This window comes from Enterovibrio nigricans DSM 22720 (assembly GCF_900167155.1).
GTDB classification, from domain to species: domain Bacteria; phylum Pseudomonadota; class Gammaproteobacteria; order Enterobacterales; family Vibrionaceae; genus Enterovibrio; species Enterovibrio nigricans.
Window position 1 is genome coordinate 17,115 of the sequence record NZ_FUXU01000044.1, and the last position, 19,667, is coordinate 36,781.

The window sequence follows — 19,667 nt, forward strand, 5'->3', positions numbered from 1 at the left end:
TAAACTTGCTGCTCTAAACGATGGTTGTTTGGGCAGCAAGCCTTTCAGGCTTATTGTTCTATTCAATGATCATTCCCGCTGTTTGCGATGAATCGTCGGTGATTGTCCGGCAATATGGCATTACCGGGCAATCACCCCATTAACTAGAACAACAAAATGCTGCCCCACGTGATGACCACGAGAAGTAACGCGACAAATACCGCCGCCGAACCAATGTCTTTTGCTCTGCCGCTGAGAACGTGATGCTCTGGACCAATACGATCCACAACAGCCTCAATTGCGGAATTAAGGAGCTCTACAATGACGACTAAAAAGAGGCTAGCAACCATTACCAGCTGTTCTAGATGAGAAACGGGCAGAAAGAAAGTAATCGCAGACATGACGATTAACAGAACCGATTCTTGTCGAAAAGCCGCTTCATTTTGCCACGCCGCTTTTAGCCCTTTCAGTGAATATTTAGAGGCATTGAATATTCTCGTTAGCCCTTTTGGCTGTGTTTTTTTCATCCCGGACTCTTTTACTTTGTAGGGGTTGTCGATAGTTGTTGTCGTGGACCCTGTTGTTTTTCACAGTGATACAGAATATCCAGAGAAGGCTGATAGACGCTTGTCGACACCGAAGCCATACCCAGAAGGGTATGGAACAGATTATCTTGAGAGTATTGGTTTTCCTTCGCGTTTTCTTCTAGGCAGCCAAGGTTGACCTTGTGATCCTTCATAAATAATGGAGACATCCACAGAATCATAGGCACCGATTTTTGTTCCTTTGGCGCAATCCCATACGGCAAGCCATGGAGGTAGATGCCGTCCTCGCCCAGAGATTCCCCATGATCAGACAGGTAGAGCATGGCGGTTTGATGTGCTGTATCCGCACTCCGTAAAATATCGATAATCTGGCTGAGTACGTAATCAGTATATAAGATGGTGTTGTCATAGGTATTCAGCACTTCTTGACGTGTGCAATTTTGAATATCCGCGGTATCACAGCTAGGTGTGAAAACGCCAAATTCAGGCGGGTAACGTTCAAAGTAGGTTGGGCCGTGGCTTCCAATTAAATGCAATACAATCACAGTGTCTTGTTTTGCATTTCTTACGCGCTCTGCCAATCCATTCAATAACACACTGTCAAAACAGGTACCGTGGCTGCATGTTTTTGGAAACGCATTTGCATCAATATTAATATGCTCGACCCGGTCACATACACCTTTACATCCCCCATCATTATCAATCCAACTAACGTCCACGCTAGCATGCTTAAGTACATCCAATACACCTTCTTGATGCCTTGCGGTTGTCGCGTTGTAGGTGTCATGTGTCATGACCGAAAACATGCAAGGTACTGAAACGGCAGTCGCCGTGCCGCATGATGTGACGTGCTGAAAACTGATAACGCCTTCTTTAGATAGATGAGGATTGGTGTTTCGGTCATACCCATTCAAGGAATAGTTCATCGCTCGCGAGGTTTCACCGACCACTAACACGATCACATTGGGGGCACCCTCGTTATTCATGTCCTGAGCGTCTACACCAATGGACGTAAAAGGGATGTTTTTTTCATAGAGGCGATACTTTGCATACCTGAATGAGGCACTTAAATAATTCGTTGGATTGATCAGCGCTTTGATTTCACTGTTGTTTCTGACAAGCGATGCGTAGTCTTTGTAATACACAGAGGCAATAGCACCCACGAGCGATAGTGCCACAAAAATCATGATGAATTTTTGAAGTAGTAATCTACGAAATGAAGACGGAAAACGGACGTTTACAAGCAGGACAAAAATACTGGGTATAAGGAACAAAAATAGCAGCCAGATTGCAACCGAGATAGACAGATAGCTGCTGGCTTCACTTTGGTTGGTCTCAAAGATATTAACGATCATGCCGTAATTAAAGTACTGCCCGTAGGACACCATGGTGTATGTCGCGAGACTTGAGAAGAGCAACAGCGTGATCAGAATAGGTTTATAAATCAAAGGCCATAACAGCAAAGTGAATATCGCAAGACATAACGCGAAAATAAGTACCGGTATGGTGATGATGAAGCCGATATCCGGTGTGGCGTCTGCGGAGAGAATTTGGCCAAGGTGCTGCCAAAGCGCAATATTTTGCGCGGACGCGAAAAAGAGGGCTGTAGTCAGTGTGAAAATGATGAAATGGAGATGACGCTTCATGCGGATACCAAAATGAGAGTTACATCACGAAGAGCGCATTCTTACACAAGCACTCGATAAATGTAAGTAATTGTAAATTTCGAACAAGGTTTGACCAGTGCGGGTTTGGTAGTAGAGGTATGCCCAATCAATGGGAAGCGATTATTTTGAAAGATATTACCTACGGTATGCTACCTGCATCCCTCAGTTGGTGTAGTGATGGCAATCCAATGAAGATAAAAACGGAGATAACACCGAGCCTTGTGTCGGAAAGTTCATTCAAGGGGAAGGCGTGGTACGGAGGAAAATAGAGGTGTGATAAACCGCCATTCTTGGGACTGAAAGTCACCTGAAGAATGGCGATTCAGGAAATAATACTGGGATTAGAATGCTTTCGGCGCAAAACCAGTAACAACATCCAACTGCAGCTCTTTACCGATTTTGGTCAGAGGGTGGACAACAACTAGACCTTTCACTGATTTTTTCAGTTTGCCCATATCAGCCTGTTCTTGCTTGGTGATTTCACGAGAGAACGGCATATCAAGCAGCGATTTACGCTCTTTGTTCATCTCAAAGTTTTGTTTGTGACTAATTTGTTTGATTTTTTTGTTTAAATCGTCGATATCATTGGTGAATTTAGTCACCATTGCGTCATCGCCACGAGACTTAGCGGCATCCAGCTTTATTTGGCTTTTATTCAGACGGTTTTTTTGTTGTTGTAGCTCTTGTTTCATGCTCATGGCGATCGAATACTCTAATTTGTAAGGACGAAAATTATATCACAGGGTTCTTGTGATGATAATCACGTTATTCTTTCCTTACGCATCTTCAATCAATTGCGGCTCTTGCTGAATCACTCGTTCAATATTGTGGTAGAATCTACCCAATTTTTGCATGGTACCGGAAACCAACTTTCCGTATGTCACGTATCATGAGTGGATTTTTATCACCATCAGCATTTCCGGATACAGAATTGACCGCTTCAATCCATCATAACAACGCTAAAACGTTATTCGCTGCGCTTGATGACTGCATGTTGAAAGACACGTTTCGTCTCAGCAAGCGTATTAAAGGTGCACAACGCATTAAGAAAGACGAAGCCCGTCAGGCTGTCTTCGATGAAATAGCAATGGACATCGCAAAGTCCATGCAAGTTCGTATGCTTCGTCAAAGTGCAACACCGAACATTTCCTACCCAGAACTGCTGCCTGTCAGTCAGAAAAAAGACGACATCGCCGAAGCGATTGCCAACAATCAAGTGGTGATCGTAGCGGGTGAAACGGGGTCCGGTAAAACCACTCAGCTTCCAAAAATTTGTATGGAGCTGGGTCTCGGTGTGTCAGGTGTGATTGGCCATACACAGCCACGCCGTTTGGCGGCTCGCACTGTCGCATCGCGTATTGCTGAAGAGCTTGAAACCGAACTGGGTAAAACCGTTGGTTACAAAGTGCGATTCAACGACCAGGTATCAGAGGAATCACGCGTTAAGCTGATGACCGATGGTATCTTGTTGGCTGAGATTCAGCATGACCGTTATTTGAATCAATATGACTGCATCATCATCGATGAGGCGCACGAACGTAGCCTGAATATCGACTTTATTCTGGGTTACTTGAAGCAGCTCTTGCCAAAGCGCCCTGATCTTAAATTGATCATTACGTCGGCGACCATCGATCCTGAGCGTTTCTCAAACCACTTCCGTGGTGCCCCAATCATTGAGGTGTCAGGTCGTACTTACCCAGTAGATGTACGTTATCGTCCTCTGGTTGAAGACAGTGAAGATACCGATCGCGACCAGCTTCAGGCGATTTTTGATGCCGTTGATGAACTGCACGATGAAGGGCCGGGAGACATCCTGATCTTCATGAATGGTGAGCGAGAAATTCGCGACACGGCAGATGCGCTGACCAAGCGTAATTTGCGTGACACCGAGATTTTGCCGCTTTATGCGCGTTTGTCTTCTGCCGAGCAGAACCGAGTATTCCAGACCCATGGCGGTCGTCGCATCGTATTGGCAACTAACGTTGCAGAAACGTCTCTGACTGTGCCGGGAATCAAATACGTTATCGACCCAGGTACGGCACGGATTTCTCGCTATAGCTACCGCACCAAAGTCCAGCGTCTGCCAATTGAGCCTGTTTCTCAGGCCAGCGCAAATCAGCGTAAAGGTCGCTGTGGTCGTGTGTCTGACGGTATCTGTATACGTTTGTATTCAGAAGACGATTTCTTGTCGCGTCCAGAGTTTACTGACCCAGAAATCCTTCGAACCAATCTTGCTTCCGTTATCTTGCAAATGACAGCGATTGGTTTGGGTGATATTGCAGCATTCCCGTTTGTTCAGCCGCCGGATAGTCGCAACATTTCTGATGGTGTGCGTCTGCTTGAAGAGCTAGGCGCGATGAAGGAAGGAAAATCGAAAGATGATCCGAAACACCTTACCGAGATTGGTCGTGCTTTGGCGCGTTTACCGATTGATCCACGTCTTGCGCGTATGGTGTTGGAGTCCGCGAAACTGGGTGCGCTGAACGAAGTGATGGTAATTGCGTCGGCATTGTCTATTCAAGATCCTCGTGAGCGTCCTTCTGACAAACAACAGCAATCGGATGAAAAACATCGCCGCTTTGCGGACAAAGAATCTGACTTCCTGTCCTATGTAAACCTGTGGGAATACATTAAAGAACAACAAAAAGAATTGTCAGGTAACCAGTTCCGTAAGCAGTGTAAAAAGGAATACCTGAACTACTTGCGTGTGCGTGAGTGGCAGGATGTTCACTTCCAAATTCGTCAGGTTGTTCACGAGTTAGGCTACAAAATCAATCAGGAACCTGCGGATTACCAATCTGTCCATATGGCGTTGTTGGCGGGTTTGCTTTCTCACATCGGTCTGAAAGACCAAGAAAAAAATGAATACCAAGGTGCACGTAACGCGCGTTTTGGCATTTTCCCGGGCTCCGGCATCTTCAAGAAACAGCCGAAGTGGGTAATGGTTGCTGAACTGGTGGAAACCGCCAAACTTTGGGGTCGTGTTGCGGCTAAAATTCAGCCAGAGTGGGTAGAGCCGTTAGCGAAACACCTGATCAAACGCAGTTATAGCGAACCGCATTGGGAAAAAAAGCAGGCGGCTGTCTTTGCATTTGAAAAAATCATGCTTTATGGGATCCCAATCGTTCCTAAACGTAAAGTGAATTACGGCAATATTGACCCCGTTCTAAGCCGAGAAATCTTTATTCGCTCAACGTTGGTCGAAGGGGATTGGGACACTAAACATAAGTTCTTCCACCAAAACCGTAAGTTACTGGACGAAGTTGAAGAGCTGGAGAAAAAATCACGTCGCCGCGATATCCTCGTGGACGATGACACGCTGTATGAGTTCTACGATCAGCGTGTTGAGCACACCGTGGTCTCCGGTCGCCACTTTGATTCATGGTGGAAAAAGGCCAGCCGAGAAACACCGGATAGTCTGAATTTCGAAAAAGCCATGTTGTTGGCGGGCGATGCCAGCCATATTACTGAATTGGACTACCCGAACTTCTGGTACCAAGGCAACCTGAAGCTCAAGTTAAGTTACCAATTTGAGCCGGGCGAAGATCACGATGGTGTCACTGTGCATATTCCGTTGCCGGTGTTGAATCAAGTTGAGCCGGAAGGCTTTGACTGGCAAATCCCTGGATTGCGCCATGAATTGATCGTGGCCCTGATTAAATCATTACCGAAAACGTTACGACGTAACTTCGTGCCAGCACCCAATTATGCGACAGCATTCCTTCAGCGTGTAAAACCAATGGAAATGCCATTGCTAGACGCGTTGGAAAAAGAGCTGAAACGCATGACCGGTGTAACGGTGCTTCGAGAAAACTGGCAGTTAGTGCAATTGCCCGAGCACTTGAAAATCACGTATCGTGCTGTCGACCATAAGAATCGCAAACTTAATGAAAGCTTCGATCTTTATGAACTGAAAGACGGTCTGAAAGAAAAAGTGCAGGAGACATTGTCACAAGTTGCTGATGACGATATCGAACAGCAAGGCTTGACCACGTGGAGCTTTGGCGCTTTGCCGCAAATGTATCAACAGAAACGTGGCGGCTTTGAAGTTCGTGCCTTCCCTGCGATTATCGACAACAAAGATTCGGTAGGCATCAAGCTGTTTGAAACGGAAGAAGAGCAGAGTCAGGCAATGCAGCAAGGTCAGCGCCGTTTGATTTTGTTGAATGTGCCATCTCCGATTAAATACCTACACGACAATTTGCCGAATAAATCCAAGCTAGGTTTGTACTTTAATCCGTATGGCCGTGTTCTGGATCTGATTGATGATTGCATCGCGTGTGGTGTCGACAAGCTGATCGAATCTCAAGGTGGTCTGAAGTGGCAACCGGAAGAGTTTGAAGCTCTGAAGGAGTATGTTCGCGCAGAGTTGGGTGATACCGTTGTGGATATTGCTAAGCAAGTTGAGCAAATCCTGACGACAGCTTTCAGCATCAATAAAAAGCTGAAAGGTAAAATCGATTTCACGATGGCATTTGCATTATCAGATATCAAAGCACAGGTCGAAAGCCTGATATTCAAAGGCTTTGCGACGGAGTGCGGATATAAGCGTTTGCCTGACATCCAACGCTATCTTGTTGCTGTAGAACGCCGCTTAGAGAAGCTACCAATCGATCTAAACAAAGATCGCCTGCATATGCTGAAAATTGAATCTGTCACGAATGACTACAAAGAACTGCTGAACAAGATCCCGAAAGGGCAGAAAGTACCAGTCTCAGTGAAGGAAATTCGGTGGATGATTGAGGAGCTTCGTGTGAGTTACTTTGCGCAGCAATTGGGGACGCCATACCCAATATCGGATAAGCGAATCAAGAACGCGATAGACGCCATATAGCGTTTTTACAGTGGCGTTTCAAAAGCGACGCACATCGGATTAAAAAACTAAAGCCAGCCGCAGTGCTGGCTTTTTATTTTTTATACCTATGGCAACATACCTCGAAAGCGGCAAATCAAAGCCGCTTCTTTTGCGCTCAATTTTCGATGAATCAGGGTTACACGTGTACGTCGAGGATTAACAAAAACCAACTTATTGAAACAGAACAACTCTTCGTGACAGCAAGCCTACTGGCACGAATTTTGGTACATGGAACAACAAAGCGACGTTTTTTTAGAGCAGTTTTCCGTTTTGTTAAAATTTGTACCTTGTTAGGGGAACACGATGTTTAAGGCGATTAAAACCATCATCGCGCTGGTATTGCTTTGTATTTCAAGCACAGCGTTTGCGGCAGAGTTGCCAAATGCTCACGTTATGTACAAAGAACTGGGTTTAGCGCATCAAGTGGCATATAACAAGTTTGAAGATGCGTATAACCACTTCAAAGCTCACCCCAGCCAGAAGCCAATATTTACCTTGATTGATTATGGGAAGCCGTCTTCACAAAAACGTTTTTGGGTGATCGATGTGCATAAAGGCAAAGTACTCTATTCTTCCTATGTTTCTCATGGCAAGAACAGTGGCAGCCTATACGCGACCAAGTTCTCTAATCGAATTAGCTCTCACAAGACGTCTGTGGGGGTATTTCGTGCAAGGGAAACGTACTATGGGAAACATGGCTATTCACTTCGGCTTGATGGGCTATCCAAAGGGGTCAACGATAATGCGCGAAAACGTGCAATTGTTATCCACGGTGCGTCCTATGCGAATCCTAAGGTCATTTCGAAAACAGGCCAGTTGGGTCGCAGTTGGGGTTGCCCGGCGTTACCCACATATCTTTCCAAGAGCGTGATTAACACGATTAAAGATGGCACATATATTTACGCCTTCGCATAACGATAACTCATTGATAAAAAGCGCGTATCGAGAGAGCGCGCTTTTTTATTGAATGTTAATTAGCTCATTTACACCTAATTCTACGGCTGTTCATATCCTGACATTAACGAGTAGACGGCCGATTCTTATCGCGCTAATTCTCAACTTTCATAAACGTCAGGTAATGTTAATGTACTCAACAATCCTTACTGCAACAGTGGCTTTGACGCTGTCAAATACCACTTCCGCTCTGACTCTGAACAATCAAGTTTTTGAACCACAGCTTGCCAAAAATTACGAGCATGGTGTCTACGAAAATTGGAGTAGTTATCTATATAGCGAAAAGCTCGACGGTATCCGCGCAATTTGGGATGGTGAAAAGCTGATGACTCGCGCCGGAAATAAAATTGCCGCCCCAGTCTGGTTTACGAAATCGCTTCCCGACACAGTTTTGGAGGGAGAACTATGGGCAGGTCGTGGAAAGTTTGAACATACCCTATCAGTCGTGATGGACGATCAGCCTGATGAGAATGCTTGGCAGGCTATACAGTTTATGGTGTTTGAACTGCCGCTACATAAGGGCGATTTCGAAACCCGTTATCAATCAATCGTTGATGTAGTTAACCGTATAGATAAAACCCACCTGCGTTATGTACCACACTTTCCAGCAGTGAGTGAATTGCATATCAACGGTATGTTGATTGAAATAGATAAATATGGCGGAGAAGGTTTGATGCTAAGGCACCGCGACAAGGTGTATGTTCAGGGTCGAAGCGATGCAATGGTCAAATTGAAAATAGCACAAGATGCAGAAGCGGAAGTGATTGGTTATGTGGCGGGGAAAGGGAAACATGAAGGCCGAATGGGGGCATTAATCGTAAAGCTTCTTGACGGAACTACGTTTAAAATTGGATCGGGTTTTTCCGACATGGAAAGGGATAACCCCCCAGCGCTTGGAACTCTGGTGACGTATCGATATAACGGATTCACCAAAAATGGTATCCCGAAATTTGCACGATTCGTAAGAGTGGACATAACAAAACAGCAAAACCCTTTATAACGTCACATTTTGACGCTTACTTTTGGAAAAATAGCGAATCTACTCAGAAACTTATCAAAGCGCTATTCCTCTTTATTTGCCATGGTAGGCCCGCATGCAGAAACCTCGTCGTCCAACGCTGCAAGATGTTGCATCCCTTGTGGGTGTTACGAAAATGACAGTGAGTCGCTATCTCAAAAACCGACACCGTGTGGCAAAGGAAACGGGAGAGCGAATTCAAATTGCGTTAGATGAATTGGGTTACATCCCCAATCGCGTACCCGACATTCTTTCTAACCGAAGCAGCAGAACGCTCGGCGTTGTACTTCCTTCATTGAAGCATCCAGTTTTTCAACAAGTGATAGAGGGCGTTGAAAAAGCGGCGGAAGAATCGGGCTATGACATTATGGTCACTCACAGTGGTTTTGAATCAGAGTCTGAAGAACTGCGCATTCAGACGCTTTTGTCATTCAATGTAGATGGATTGATCCTTGCGGAAAGTGAACACTCTGTGCGTTCGTTGAAAATGATGGAAACAGCAGGAATACCTTTTGTTGATGTATTGGATGCGGAGGAAGGTGAATCTGAGGCGCGGGTGGGTATAGACAATGAATTGGCGGCTCTTTCGATGGTGTCTCTTATGATTGAGCGTGGCTATAGTCGAATAATTTGTTTAGGCACACGCAAAGGCATCCAAACACAAGCGAAGGTGCAAGGGTATATTGCGGCAATGGAAGATGCAGGGCTCACGCCAAGAAGCCTGTCTGCAAAATATGATGTATCCGTTTCTATTGCACGTAAGATGACCCGAAAGGTGCTGGAGCGCTACCCGGATACTGATGCATTTTTTTGTACGGACGACGAACTTGCTGCTGGCGTATTATTGGAATGCCAAAACATGAATATCCTTGTGCCAGAAGAGGTGGGTATTGCGGGTGTTCATGCCCTAGATATTGGCCAGTCCTTGATGCCACGGTTAGCCAGTATCGTTACACCGGACAGAGAAACGGGTGAGAAGGCTGTACTTTCTTTGCTCGCGATGATCAATGGGGAGGAAAAGAAAGGCGAAACGCTCGACTTTGAAATAGAGGAAGGTGAAACGCTTCTACAAGGTGAAGATAGGTTTTCCATGTTTTAATTGTACATATCATTTAGCGCAACATCTTGGCAACAAAGAAGAATGTAAAGGCTGAGACGCGAAAACACTGTTGATCTCTCTTTATTCCTGTTGTGCGTAATGTAGCCATTCCTGTAGTGATTTCTCCATCATTGCAATATTGCCTTCCCACGTTTTCATTTCTGATTGATAAGCCTCGGCCGTCAACGCATTAATGGTGTTTTCCGAGTGCGTATTTAACGCAGTTAGCCGATAGGTAACGTCGACTTGCGAGCCTTTTCCTGATGGCTTGATAGATAAATCGATGGTAGCGACTGTTAGATTTGGATCTAGACGCACATAGGAAATATGCCCCCGTTCAGTGTCAAAGTTTGTCACTACAAAAAGCGTATTACCGGATGCTGTATTAAGGAAAACATCATTGCGCTGAAAACCATTGCCTTTAATCAACGAAGGGCTCCAATCTGGCGTCCAAAGCACCTCACCAAGCGCCGTAAAAAAGTAAGCGGCATCCTTGGGAGGGAAATTGACATTAATGGCATACGTATGTGAAACGTTCGCTGCTGGCGACATCGTTAACGTGTTATGACTGAAAGACCGTGCCGTTGCCTCTTTGTTCAGAATTGCTTTGGTATGAGTAATCAATTCATTGTTCATCGCTTGCCTCTACGTCGTTAGATACAACAAACATAAAGGCTACACCTGTAGACAGATCAAGCTGTTTAGATGGATATGAACATTTGAGCTAATCTAACTGTTAGGCATATAAATAAGGATGCATATCAATGGGAAACGTAGCGGTGGTTCCTGAGGAAATGAAGCTGAATGTGATTTGTCGATTAGAGCCGGGATGTCTAGGTCCTAAAGGGGCCAGCAAAATTGATGATTTTTGTCAGTACATTGCTGATGAAATGAACGCGCTGAACTCGACCATTATTTCATTGGCGGTCGTGCCGCGTAATGACAAATCATTACCCGAAATGCAGTTCAATGTACTAGGTAAGAAAATGAGCCGAGAGCAGGCGGAGCAGTACCTTCAGAAGTTTCAAAAAAACTTGGATGATTTTGAAGCGGAGTTAGAAAGCAAATTGGAAACACTGATCAACAAGTTTATGGGCTATTAGGGAGCAGAGGCGATAGAGAGCACACTAGGTTAACGTCGCGTCCTGTTCATGAAGCTCTTGATTTCGTGGTGCGGTGGAAGGTGATTTGGCGTTTTAACATACAGGCTCAATTAGTAAAAGCCACTGATTCTCTGTGTCTTTCATAGTGACGATAGCGGCTTGGCCGCATAACATTATGATAATTAGCACTTAATTACCCCCTCCCCAAAGTGAAAATGATTCCAGAGAATTTTAGGTTGTAAACAGGATGCTTCACTTTTGTTTGTTGATTGTATAATTCGCAGTCGCTAATTAAGTAATACCTAATCTAATAGTTCTTCTCATGAAGTATTAATGCATACATAATGATGACGCATTAGAAAAGTAAATAATAAGGTTTCTTTTTAAATAATAGAATATAAATGTCTTCAGGTTAGTTGAAAATAAAATTGTGTTTAAGTAAAGATTAATAAATAGGATTATCACCCTTAATAACAATAGGTTATATTCACTCAATAAAAGTGTGTTTTTATTTGTCATTCACTGAGAAGTCAAATAATTATATACCCAAATATCAAATATCAAATATCAAATATCAACATGTCATGGCGTAAGTATGCTTTTTATTCTAATTACATAGCATCAGATTACTATTATCCTCTTTTTGTGGTTGGTCTTTAAATTCATGAAATTTATGGTTTACTTATTTCCACATATAAAATATGTGTATTTTGTTATTTGGTTTGAATTTCTCAATAATTTTGAAATTTATATGTTTATATAGTTATTGTGATCTAAATCTTATTTATGTAATTGTTACAGTTATTTTATATAAAAAATGAAATTGTTTTCCGTCCTTTTAAATCAATGTGATAGGGTGCATTTTCCGTGTTTAAAATTGACCATTTTTTTACGTATTCTTATTTTTGAGTTTTAAATATATTGTGCACTGACCTAGCTTTTTATAATGTTTCTTAGCACTAAGTGCATGTTACTAATGTGTTATTTAAATTATACACCGATGTACGATTATCTAGTTTCTTTCGTCGGATGTTATGTGGAAATAAATTTAACATTTTTAACGTGGATATATGGATGGCTTAGATGCAATTTGTTTTTTGGCTTAGAAACGTTTTCAATTTAATAAAAAGCCCATAAGAACAAACTGTTACGAAGGTTGTGGTGGTTGTGCAGAGATAAGGGCTAATAAAAATTCACTTTGGGGTAGCGACGGTTAGTGGTGAAGTGATTGGCTGATTTTGAAAACATAATTTAAGACGTGAAATTAAGAAACGTATAAGAAGCCCACTTTCAAAAGTAGATGAAAATTAAAAGAAATTGGCTAAAGAAACAGGAGATTTCGTGCCATGAGAAACTTTTTTATTGATGTCTATTTTTATTCCATTAGTGGCACTGCATAGAAATTAGTATGGATAGCTTGAAATCCAAAAAGATGGGAATGTTTCCAAAAAGCAGTTCAGCTATTGTCTTGATAAATAAAAAAGTAATTAAAACAACGGGTTGGAAATAGTTTGAAGAGAAATGCGCTGGCAGTGGTGTGGCGCGCGGTAAATAAATAGGAGTAACCCAATGAAACATGGAAAAGCATGTGACAATGCAAGAAAGTTTACGAAAAGCCAACTTGCAAAGTCCGTCAGTCTAGCATTGTTTACAGCGAGTGTTGGAATGTCTTCTGCCTGTTATGCAGAGGCCCTGAGTATTGTTCCGGAAACTGGCTCTGTATCCGTTGAAAAGGCGGCATCTGGTGCTCTTGTTGTTGATATTGCTGCGCCGAATTATACCGGTTTGTCCCATAACAAATTTTATGAGTACAACGTCGAAGAGCTGGGTGTTGTGCTTAATAACTCGACCCGTTCAGGCACCTCTCAACTTGCGGGTGAGTTAGAGAAAAATGTTAACTTCAGTACGTTAGAAGCAAATACCATCCTCGCGGAAGTCGTTGGGGAAAATGAGTCTGAACTTATTGGGCAGCAGGAAATCTTTGGGCGAAAAGCCGATTTTGTTTTGGCTAACCCAAATGGCATCGAAGTTAACGGAGTTGCTTTCCTTAACACAAATGATGTGACACTCGCTGTTGGTTCACCGCTCGTATCATCAGGTGGTTATTACGCGGGTGTTTCAACACGATCTGCGGAAGAAGATGCCACGCTGGATGTGGATGGTGAAGTGACTGGTGCAAGAAATATCGCTTTGTTTTCCCCTAAAGTCATGGTGAAAGACGGTGCGAACATCATGGTGAATGGGAACATCAATGTTGGTGCTGGTCGCTTCGATTTCTATAAGGACTACGGTGCCTATGCGAATGTTGTAGATGCAGAGTCGTCGTCCATTGATGCTGTGTTGTTGGGTGCGATGAAGGCCAATAACATCAACATCATTTCTAATGGTAAAGGTATTGGTATAAACCTTGAGTCGGAACTGACGTCGAAAAACGGCATTTTTGTTAGTTCATCGGGTGACTTAGCGGTCACTGGCGAGCATTACGTTGAGCGCTCAGTCGTCGATGACATCATCGAAAACGTTGCCAGCCCACAACTTCATCGCGCGGTATACCTTTCTAAGCAAGATATCGATGCCAAAGCGCTCAAGGTCGATACGGTTGATGGTGCATATTTCAATGCTGACGGAAAAATCACAGCAGATGATATCGAAGTTAAAGCAACGTCTATTGGCACTGTCACGATAGCGTCCGTCGAAAAAAACACTCTGACAAACACCTCTGTGACGGGTGCAAAAAACATTGAGATAGTTAGCAGCGGAGATGCAATCGAGATCAGCAAGTCTGATTTCACAGCAAAACAGAGTATTACAGGTACTGCGCGAGAAGGCATAAAGCTAAGTGATGTAGAACTCGAATCGACAGCAAGAGATGACGACGACATTGAAGCAAATGACAAGAAAGTTTCTTTTGTCACACAAGACGGAGACGTCGTTGTTAGTGCGTTGAACAGTAAAGCAGAAACCACAGAGCTGGTTACCTTAAATGGCGCGTTAACAAGCACAAAAACGAACATTGAAGGGAATACATTACTTGAAGCCGATGGAAAAATTGACCTAAACCAATCAAACACCTTTGGTGGCGATTTACTGGCGAACAGTAAAAGTGACGACCTCAACGTTCGTGGAAAATTTGTTGTTGATGGCAATGGTTACCTGAGATCAGGTAAAGACCTCTCGATTGCTGGTAACACAACAGGTAAGAGAGTCACGGCGATTGCATTAAACAATGCTTCAATCAAAGGGAACATTGATACGGAAGAATTGGCATCCGTTTCGGCGCAAGGTATCGTTTCTCTTAACGGTAAGGTTGATTCTGATCAAGTGTTCTTATCGGGCGAGAAGGGCGTTAGCATTGCAGCAAATTCAAGTGCTCATGCTGATAGTAAGTTGATTGTAATTGCCAATGAGGGTGATGTCGCACTCAACGGTTCGAGCAATGGCACATCGGCGATACATGCTTCACTGCTGTCTGATGATCAACTGTCAATAAAAGCAAACAACCTGAAGTTGACCGTTGGTAAGATTGAATCGGGCGGTGAAATGCTACTTGATGTTGATAAATCACTCACTTTGTCAACGCGTAAGTCCAGTACTTCTGGTGGCCATTCCTACTCTGAAGATAAAACTGAAGGGCAAGATTGTGACGGCGGCCATTTGTTCAACTTGTTTGGGCTATTCGCACACTGCTCAGATATTCAAACCAACATTGAAACGAAAGTAGATTGGACGAGAGAGTCTCATATCCCGAGTGAGATTACGTCGGGAGGAAATCTCACGGTCATTAATGCTGACAGTATTAATGTGAGAGGCTCTGTAATGACATCTGAAGGGGATGGCCGTTACGTGACGGACACCGGTTCGATCAATGTCCTGGATGAAACCGCGTGGTACAGAGAAAATGTTACACAAGTAACAAGAAAAACATCGCATCAACGTGACCAGACGTATACCGATGTTCAAACTACAAATCGTTCAAGTTCAACACCTTCTATTATCGCATCAAAACAGAATCTGCGTCTGATCAGTGCTGACGACATTGTCGTTAAAGCCAGTCGAATTTTCGCTGCTGGTCAGTTATTCCTTGTTGCGGCTAACGATGTAGTGCTTAACAGCGCAAAACACACCATCAATAGGGTGTTAAATCGTGAAGGCACAACAAACTTGCTTAAGTTCGGTGATGTTGGTTTCTTCGGATTAGGTCTTTCGTTTACGCATGAGAAGCACCAAGCAGAGCTTTCGGAAGAAGCGACATACCATACGCCAAGTACAGTAAGTGCCGGCCAGGTATTCCTTTTTGCTGGTGATGATACGCTACGAGAGGAAAATCCTGATGGAAACTATGGTGCCGGGAACGTTGAACTTGAAGGTGCCAGAATCAAATCAGGCTCTTCGATTCTTATCGATGCTGCAGGCAGCATTTTAAACAAAGCGACCTACACCAACTCTCATAAAGAGCTTGCGTTTAGCCGCCAAACTGGCGTGTTTGAGCTTGGACTTGGACACATTGGTCTAGGTTATGGCTTTGCCAATGTGAACAAAACGACGGACTTACAAAGCGCGTCGCCTAGCTCATTTACTGCTGAGAGAGACATTATTCTCAGAGCGGGTCAGCGCATTGAAGATGAAGCGGGCCAGTACGAGTCAGAAGAAGGCCAAGTATCACTCACTGCGCGCAGCATTTTGGCGAGCGCAGCGAAGAACAACTTCAGCTCAGACAGCGACCTTAGTTCTTGGGACTTTAAAGCGACATTAGGTGTTGATATCACTGTAGGTGGCCAGCCAGTACTAAGAAGTTTCGACAACTTCATTCGCTCGGCAGTGGCATTTGTCACGCCTAAAGACCCTAAACCATTGCCGCTAAATAATGCGCAAAAAATCGCATTGACCTTTGGTGATCAAGATATCGAGCCAGAGTATGAAGATCAGCGCATGGGCTTTAACGATCTTTCTATCCCAGTGATTCCAATCCCGAGTGAAGCAAACCCTGTGGGTCTGAGTATTGGTGGCTCGTTCAACGTCACTCACACGTCGGCGGGTTTCTCACGTCAGTTGGAGAGGGATCTCGTTGGTAACATTAGTGCCGACAGTGTCAACATCGTGGCTCTCGAAGGCGATATTACGTTGCATGGTAATGTCATTGAAGCGGACAACGGTGATGTCATCATCGAAGCTAAAAATGGCAGTGTCTATTTCTTGCCGGCGTCATTGAAACTGGCTACGCAAGCAGAGCAATTGACAGGCAACCTAGGGTTTACCTTTGCCATCGGTATTAACCCATCACCAACAACGGGCGTTGCTGTAAACGGTGGTATTGGGTTCAATGCTAGCCTCTTTACCTATTCAGCGTTTACTGACCGATTACAGGAAATTGGTGGCGAGCTAACAGCAGAACAAAATGCATCAATCAGTGCTGACAAAGGGAGCATCAAAATTGTCGGTACAAATATTGAAGCGGGTGGCGACATTTTGCTTTCAGCACTGAATGATATTGATGTTGAAGCAATAAAAACGTCGCTTGAACAATATCAACAAGCGTCAGCCACATCCCTTGGCTTTAATATAGGCGGCGGCAGCGAGCCACCATTCCTCACATCGCTGGGTTTCAACGTGAAGCATAATTTTGACTCGTTGAAGCAAACAGCTGACATCTTTGAAGAGTCTTCATTTGAAGCAGGCAAAAGCGTAGTTGTTGTCTCTGATGACGGTTCAATCACCTTGGCGGCAACCGATATCAAAGCTGGCGAAGACATTTCGCTATTGGCTGAGAACGGCAAAGTGGTTGTCAACGATACGATTGACAATGCATCGCTTGATGCATACAGCCATGGCGCTGGCGTCAACTTCAGCTGGAGCCACCCAATTACTATTGGTGCGGGCTTTAACGTGAAACTTAATGTTCATGACCTCGATCAACAGCGTGCGGATGTTTCGAATATCGAAGCAGGGGGCAACGTTGAGATTGGTAGTGGCTCCGGTGTGACGTTGACTGGCTCAGAGGTATTGGCCGGCGGTGATGTGAAAATTGATGGCGGAACAGGCAGTGTTGATTTGCTGGCATCGAAGACCGACAGTTCAGAATACGTCAGCGTTAACGAGTTTGGCTTTGGCTTTGGTAACTTACAACTCGGTCAGAGTGGAGAAGGTTCGCTTACGCTACCTAGCGTAAATCTTAACCTTGACTTCCAGCGTTTGAATGTCGAAGAACACATTGAGCAAGGCGGGACTATCCAAGGTGCGCAAGTATCTATTACTGCAGAAGATGCATTAAATCTGGAAGGAACCGAGATATCGTCGACGTCTGGCGAAACGCAAATTGATGTTGGCGCGATCAATGCCAAAGCGGCTGTGTCTACCGAGAAAGGGTTCGGACTTGGATTCCAGTTAGGCTTAGGTGTGCCTTCTTATACCATTCATGAGAAACCGCAAGAAAACCCATTGCTTCCAGAGTTGCCAAGTATTTCTACAGGCTTCCAGGCATACGCTGAGGACAAACAAAAAGTGGGTCACGCGACGGTTGATGGCACTGTAGTCGACGCATCAACGCTTGAAGATAAGGATTTCGAGTTTGGTGTCGATTTTGAGTTCGGTATTGATTTCTCAAATGCTAACGCAGTGAGAGGCAATGTTGCTCAGGCAACGCAAAACAACCAAGCGGCCAATGTGGCATTTGGTGCTGCCGCCATTGCAACAGCGCTGACAGATACAGTGCTTACACTGGACATTGGGCAAATCAAGCCTGATTTTGGTTGGCAGCAATCGCTACCTGTTACGCCAGGTGCCAATGTTGAAGCGCTGATTGAAAAAGAAATCGATGGTATTGAATTCATTGAGGTGAAATATGAGGAATAAAGCCATACCTTCATGGCTTGCAATATTGCTCGTTATTTCCACGCTACCTTCCCCCGTGAGGGGGAAGGTACCACCTCGGTAACAGCAATGATTAAGCCACGTGTTGTATTACCCGTTGTTGCTCAACGAGAAGGCAAAATAGATGTCATGAACGTTCAGCATGGTCAACGAGTAACAGTGGGACAAAAGCTCGTTCAATTTAAATGCGATAAAGACATAGCGCTGTCGCGAAAAATGAAAGAGGTTGCTGCTTATTACCGTAAGTGGATAAAGAGCTACGAAAAGTTAGCAAAGAAGAACCTTGCTAACAAAGAAGAAATCGATAACAAGAGAATACTGCTTTCGAAAAGCGAAGTTGATTTGTTGAGAATCAACGAATCACTATCACATTGTGAAATTTCATCGGAAATAGACGGAAGAGTAGTGGAAAAATATGTCTCTGACGGGCAATACGTATCAGCAGGGACTCCTGTGCTTGAGTTAATTAGCAAGGATGTCGTTATTGAAGCGCTTATTGATACACAGTTATTAGATGTTAAGTCCAATAAATATTATGTGAAACATGGCTTAGAGAAGGCCTGCAACTTAGAGCTCATTGGAAATGTGCCGCTTGCTTATACAAGTCAGAAGAAACTTGCTGTTTTCAAACCGAAAAAATGTGAATTGATGCATATAGGTGTTACTCATTTAGAGATCACCGAAGGGCTCGGTGAAGGAGGGGCTCTATGAGTGATACGCAATTTTTAGACATCAAAGAGAAAGCACGGGGATACCTGAATGATCTTCAGGGCGTAAGCTTTGAAAAACGTTTTTGCATAAAAACGGTGACGTTCAGTTTGCGTGGTTTTCTTGAGGCTGAGTATGGAGACCTCGTTTTCAGGTGGCCGAGTCAGGAAGAGTTAGACGGTGATAAGTCATTACACGCAATATTGGAGAGGATCTCCTCAGAAGATAACGTGTTATCTGCAGGAAAGCTCAGCAAAAAAGAAATAATCAATTTCAGGAACCGACGTTTTGTCGTGTCGGCTGAGGGCAGAGTATATGTGCTGGAAGGTTACCGAGACAGCAAAGTCTATTTGAGAGAATTTGACCTCGAAAGTGGCTGGCAGTGGAAAGAGTTAGATATTGATGACTTTATTGCGCAAGAAAAGCCTCAGGTCATTCGCGTTGTTTCAAAAAAGGCCGATGATGCACCGTTTGGCTGGAAGTGGTTTTTCGCATTACTGAAAGTGAATTCGAGCTTGTTTAACACCGCCATCGTGTGTTCATTGATCATTGGCGTATTGTCGCTGGCAATGCCATTTTACTTTCAGATAGTGCTAGATAAATTTCTCTCCTATCCGAACCATGAATCTTTATATGCGGTGACATTTGGTGTTGTGGTTGCGTTTCTCTTCTTACTAGTTTTTGAATTTTTAAAGAATGAAAACGTCAACTTTCTTTCTAAGAAAATTGATGCCCATATTGTGAGGCGGGTATCCGAGAAGTTCCTGACACTATCACTTCTACATGGCTTTGTTGCTTAATTCGGTTGGAAGACATGGCAGCCTAAAGTTGTTCGGTTCTTAAGCAATATACTGAGTTTCAGGCATACCCAG

12 protein-coding genes are annotated in these 19,667 nt (G+C 44.0%); 8 read left to right on the forward strand and 4 right to left on the reverse strand.

Going from position 1 to position 19,667, the window contains the following annotated elements; genetic code table 11:
* Positions 1–143: 143 nt before the first annotated feature.
* The 3 genes from B5D35_RS14795 to B5D35_RS14805 all read right to left on the reverse strand — a co-directional run bounded on the left by B5D35_RS14795 (position 144) and on the right by B5D35_RS14805 (position 2,889).
* Positions 144–506 carry a diacylglycerol kinase gene (locus B5D35_RS14795; protein ID WP_078753324.1) on the reverse strand — a complete coding sequence of 121 codons (363 nt, stop codon included), beginning with the start codon at positions 504–506 and terminating at the stop codon, positions 144–146.
* Between the two features lie 11 nt (positions 507–517).
* The gene (gene eptA / locus B5D35_RS14800) at positions 518–2,170 is read right to left on the reverse strand and encodes a phosphoethanolamine transferase EptA (protein ID WP_078753325.1); all 1,653 of its coding nucleotides are present in this window, start codon (positions 2,168–2,170) and stop codon (positions 518–520) included.
* A gap of 362 nt (positions 2,171–2,532) precedes the next feature.
* Positions 2,533–2,889, reverse strand: coding sequence for a YibL family ribosome-associated protein (locus tag B5D35_RS14805; protein WP_078753326.1), 357 nt, complete (start codon positions 2,887–2,889; stop codon positions 2,533–2,535).
* Between the two features lie 179 nt (positions 2,890–3,068).
* Here B5D35_RS14805 and hrpA point away from each other — a divergent pair, with 179 nt between their 5' ends.
* The 4 genes from hrpA (at position 3,069) to B5D35_RS14825 (ending at position 10,117) form a co-directional block, all read left to right on the forward strand.
* Positions 3,069–7,025, forward strand: coding sequence for an ATP-dependent RNA helicase HrpA (gene hrpA / locus B5D35_RS14810; RefSeq protein ID WP_425291241.1), 3,957 nt, complete (start codon positions 3,069–3,071; stop codon positions 7,023–7,025).
* Positions 7,026–7,349: 324 nt separating this feature from the next.
* Complete coding sequence (locus tag B5D35_RS14815; RefSeq protein ID WP_078753327.1) at positions 7,350–7,961, forward strand: murein L,D-transpeptidase catalytic domain family protein; 612 nt, start codon at positions 7,350–7,352, stop codon at positions 7,959–7,961.
* Between the two features lie 196 nt (positions 7,962–8,157).
* On the forward strand, positions 8,158–9,000 hold the full coding sequence (locus B5D35_RS14820) for a DNA ligase (protein ID WP_425291242.1): 843 nt from the start codon (positions 8,158–8,160) through the stop codon (positions 8,998–9,000).
* Between the two features lie 94 nt (positions 9,001–9,094).
* Entirely contained in the window at positions 9,095–10,117 is a 1,023-nt protein-coding gene (locus tag B5D35_RS14825; RefSeq protein ID WP_078753329.1) for a substrate-binding domain-containing protein, read from the forward strand.
* 81 nt (positions 10,118–10,198) lie between these two features.
* On the opposite strand, the gene B5D35_RS14830 is transcribed toward B5D35_RS14825, so the two are convergent.
* Positions 10,199–10,753, reverse strand: a complete 555-nt coding sequence (locus B5D35_RS14830) for a hypothetical protein (protein ID WP_078753330.1) — start codon at positions 10,751–10,753, stop codon at positions 10,199–10,201.
* Positions 10,754–10,881: 128 nt separating this feature from the next.
* On the opposite strand from B5D35_RS14830, the gene B5D35_RS14835 reads away from it, so the two are divergent.
* The 4 genes from B5D35_RS14835 (at position 10,882) to B5D35_RS14850 (ending at position 19,595) form a co-directional block, all read left to right on the forward strand.
* On the forward strand, positions 10,882–11,220 hold the full coding sequence (locus tag B5D35_RS14835) for a hypothetical protein (protein ID WP_078753331.1): 339 nt from the start codon (positions 10,882–10,884) through the stop codon (positions 11,218–11,220).
* A 1,569-nt stretch (positions 11,221–12,789) separates the two neighbouring features.
* Positions 12,790–18,069, forward strand: a complete 5,280-nt coding sequence (locus B5D35_RS14840) for a hemagglutinin repeat-containing protein (protein WP_078753332.1) — start codon at positions 12,790–12,792, stop codon at positions 18,067–18,069.
* 12 nt (positions 18,070–18,081) lie between these two features.
* The gene (locus B5D35_RS14845; RefSeq protein ID WP_078753333.1) at positions 18,082–18,798 is read left to right on the forward strand and encodes an efflux RND transporter periplasmic adaptor subunit; all 717 of its coding nucleotides are present in this window, start codon (positions 18,082–18,084) and stop codon (positions 18,796–18,798) included.
* Complete coding sequence (locus B5D35_RS14850) at positions 18,795–19,595, forward strand: 6TM ABC transporter family protein (RefSeq protein ID WP_078753334.1); 801 nt, start codon at positions 18,795–18,797, stop codon at positions 19,593–19,595. Before B5D35_RS14845 ends, B5D35_RS14850 begins: the two co-directional genes overlap by 4 nt.
* The last annotated feature ends 72 nt before the right edge of the window (positions 19,596–19,667 follow it).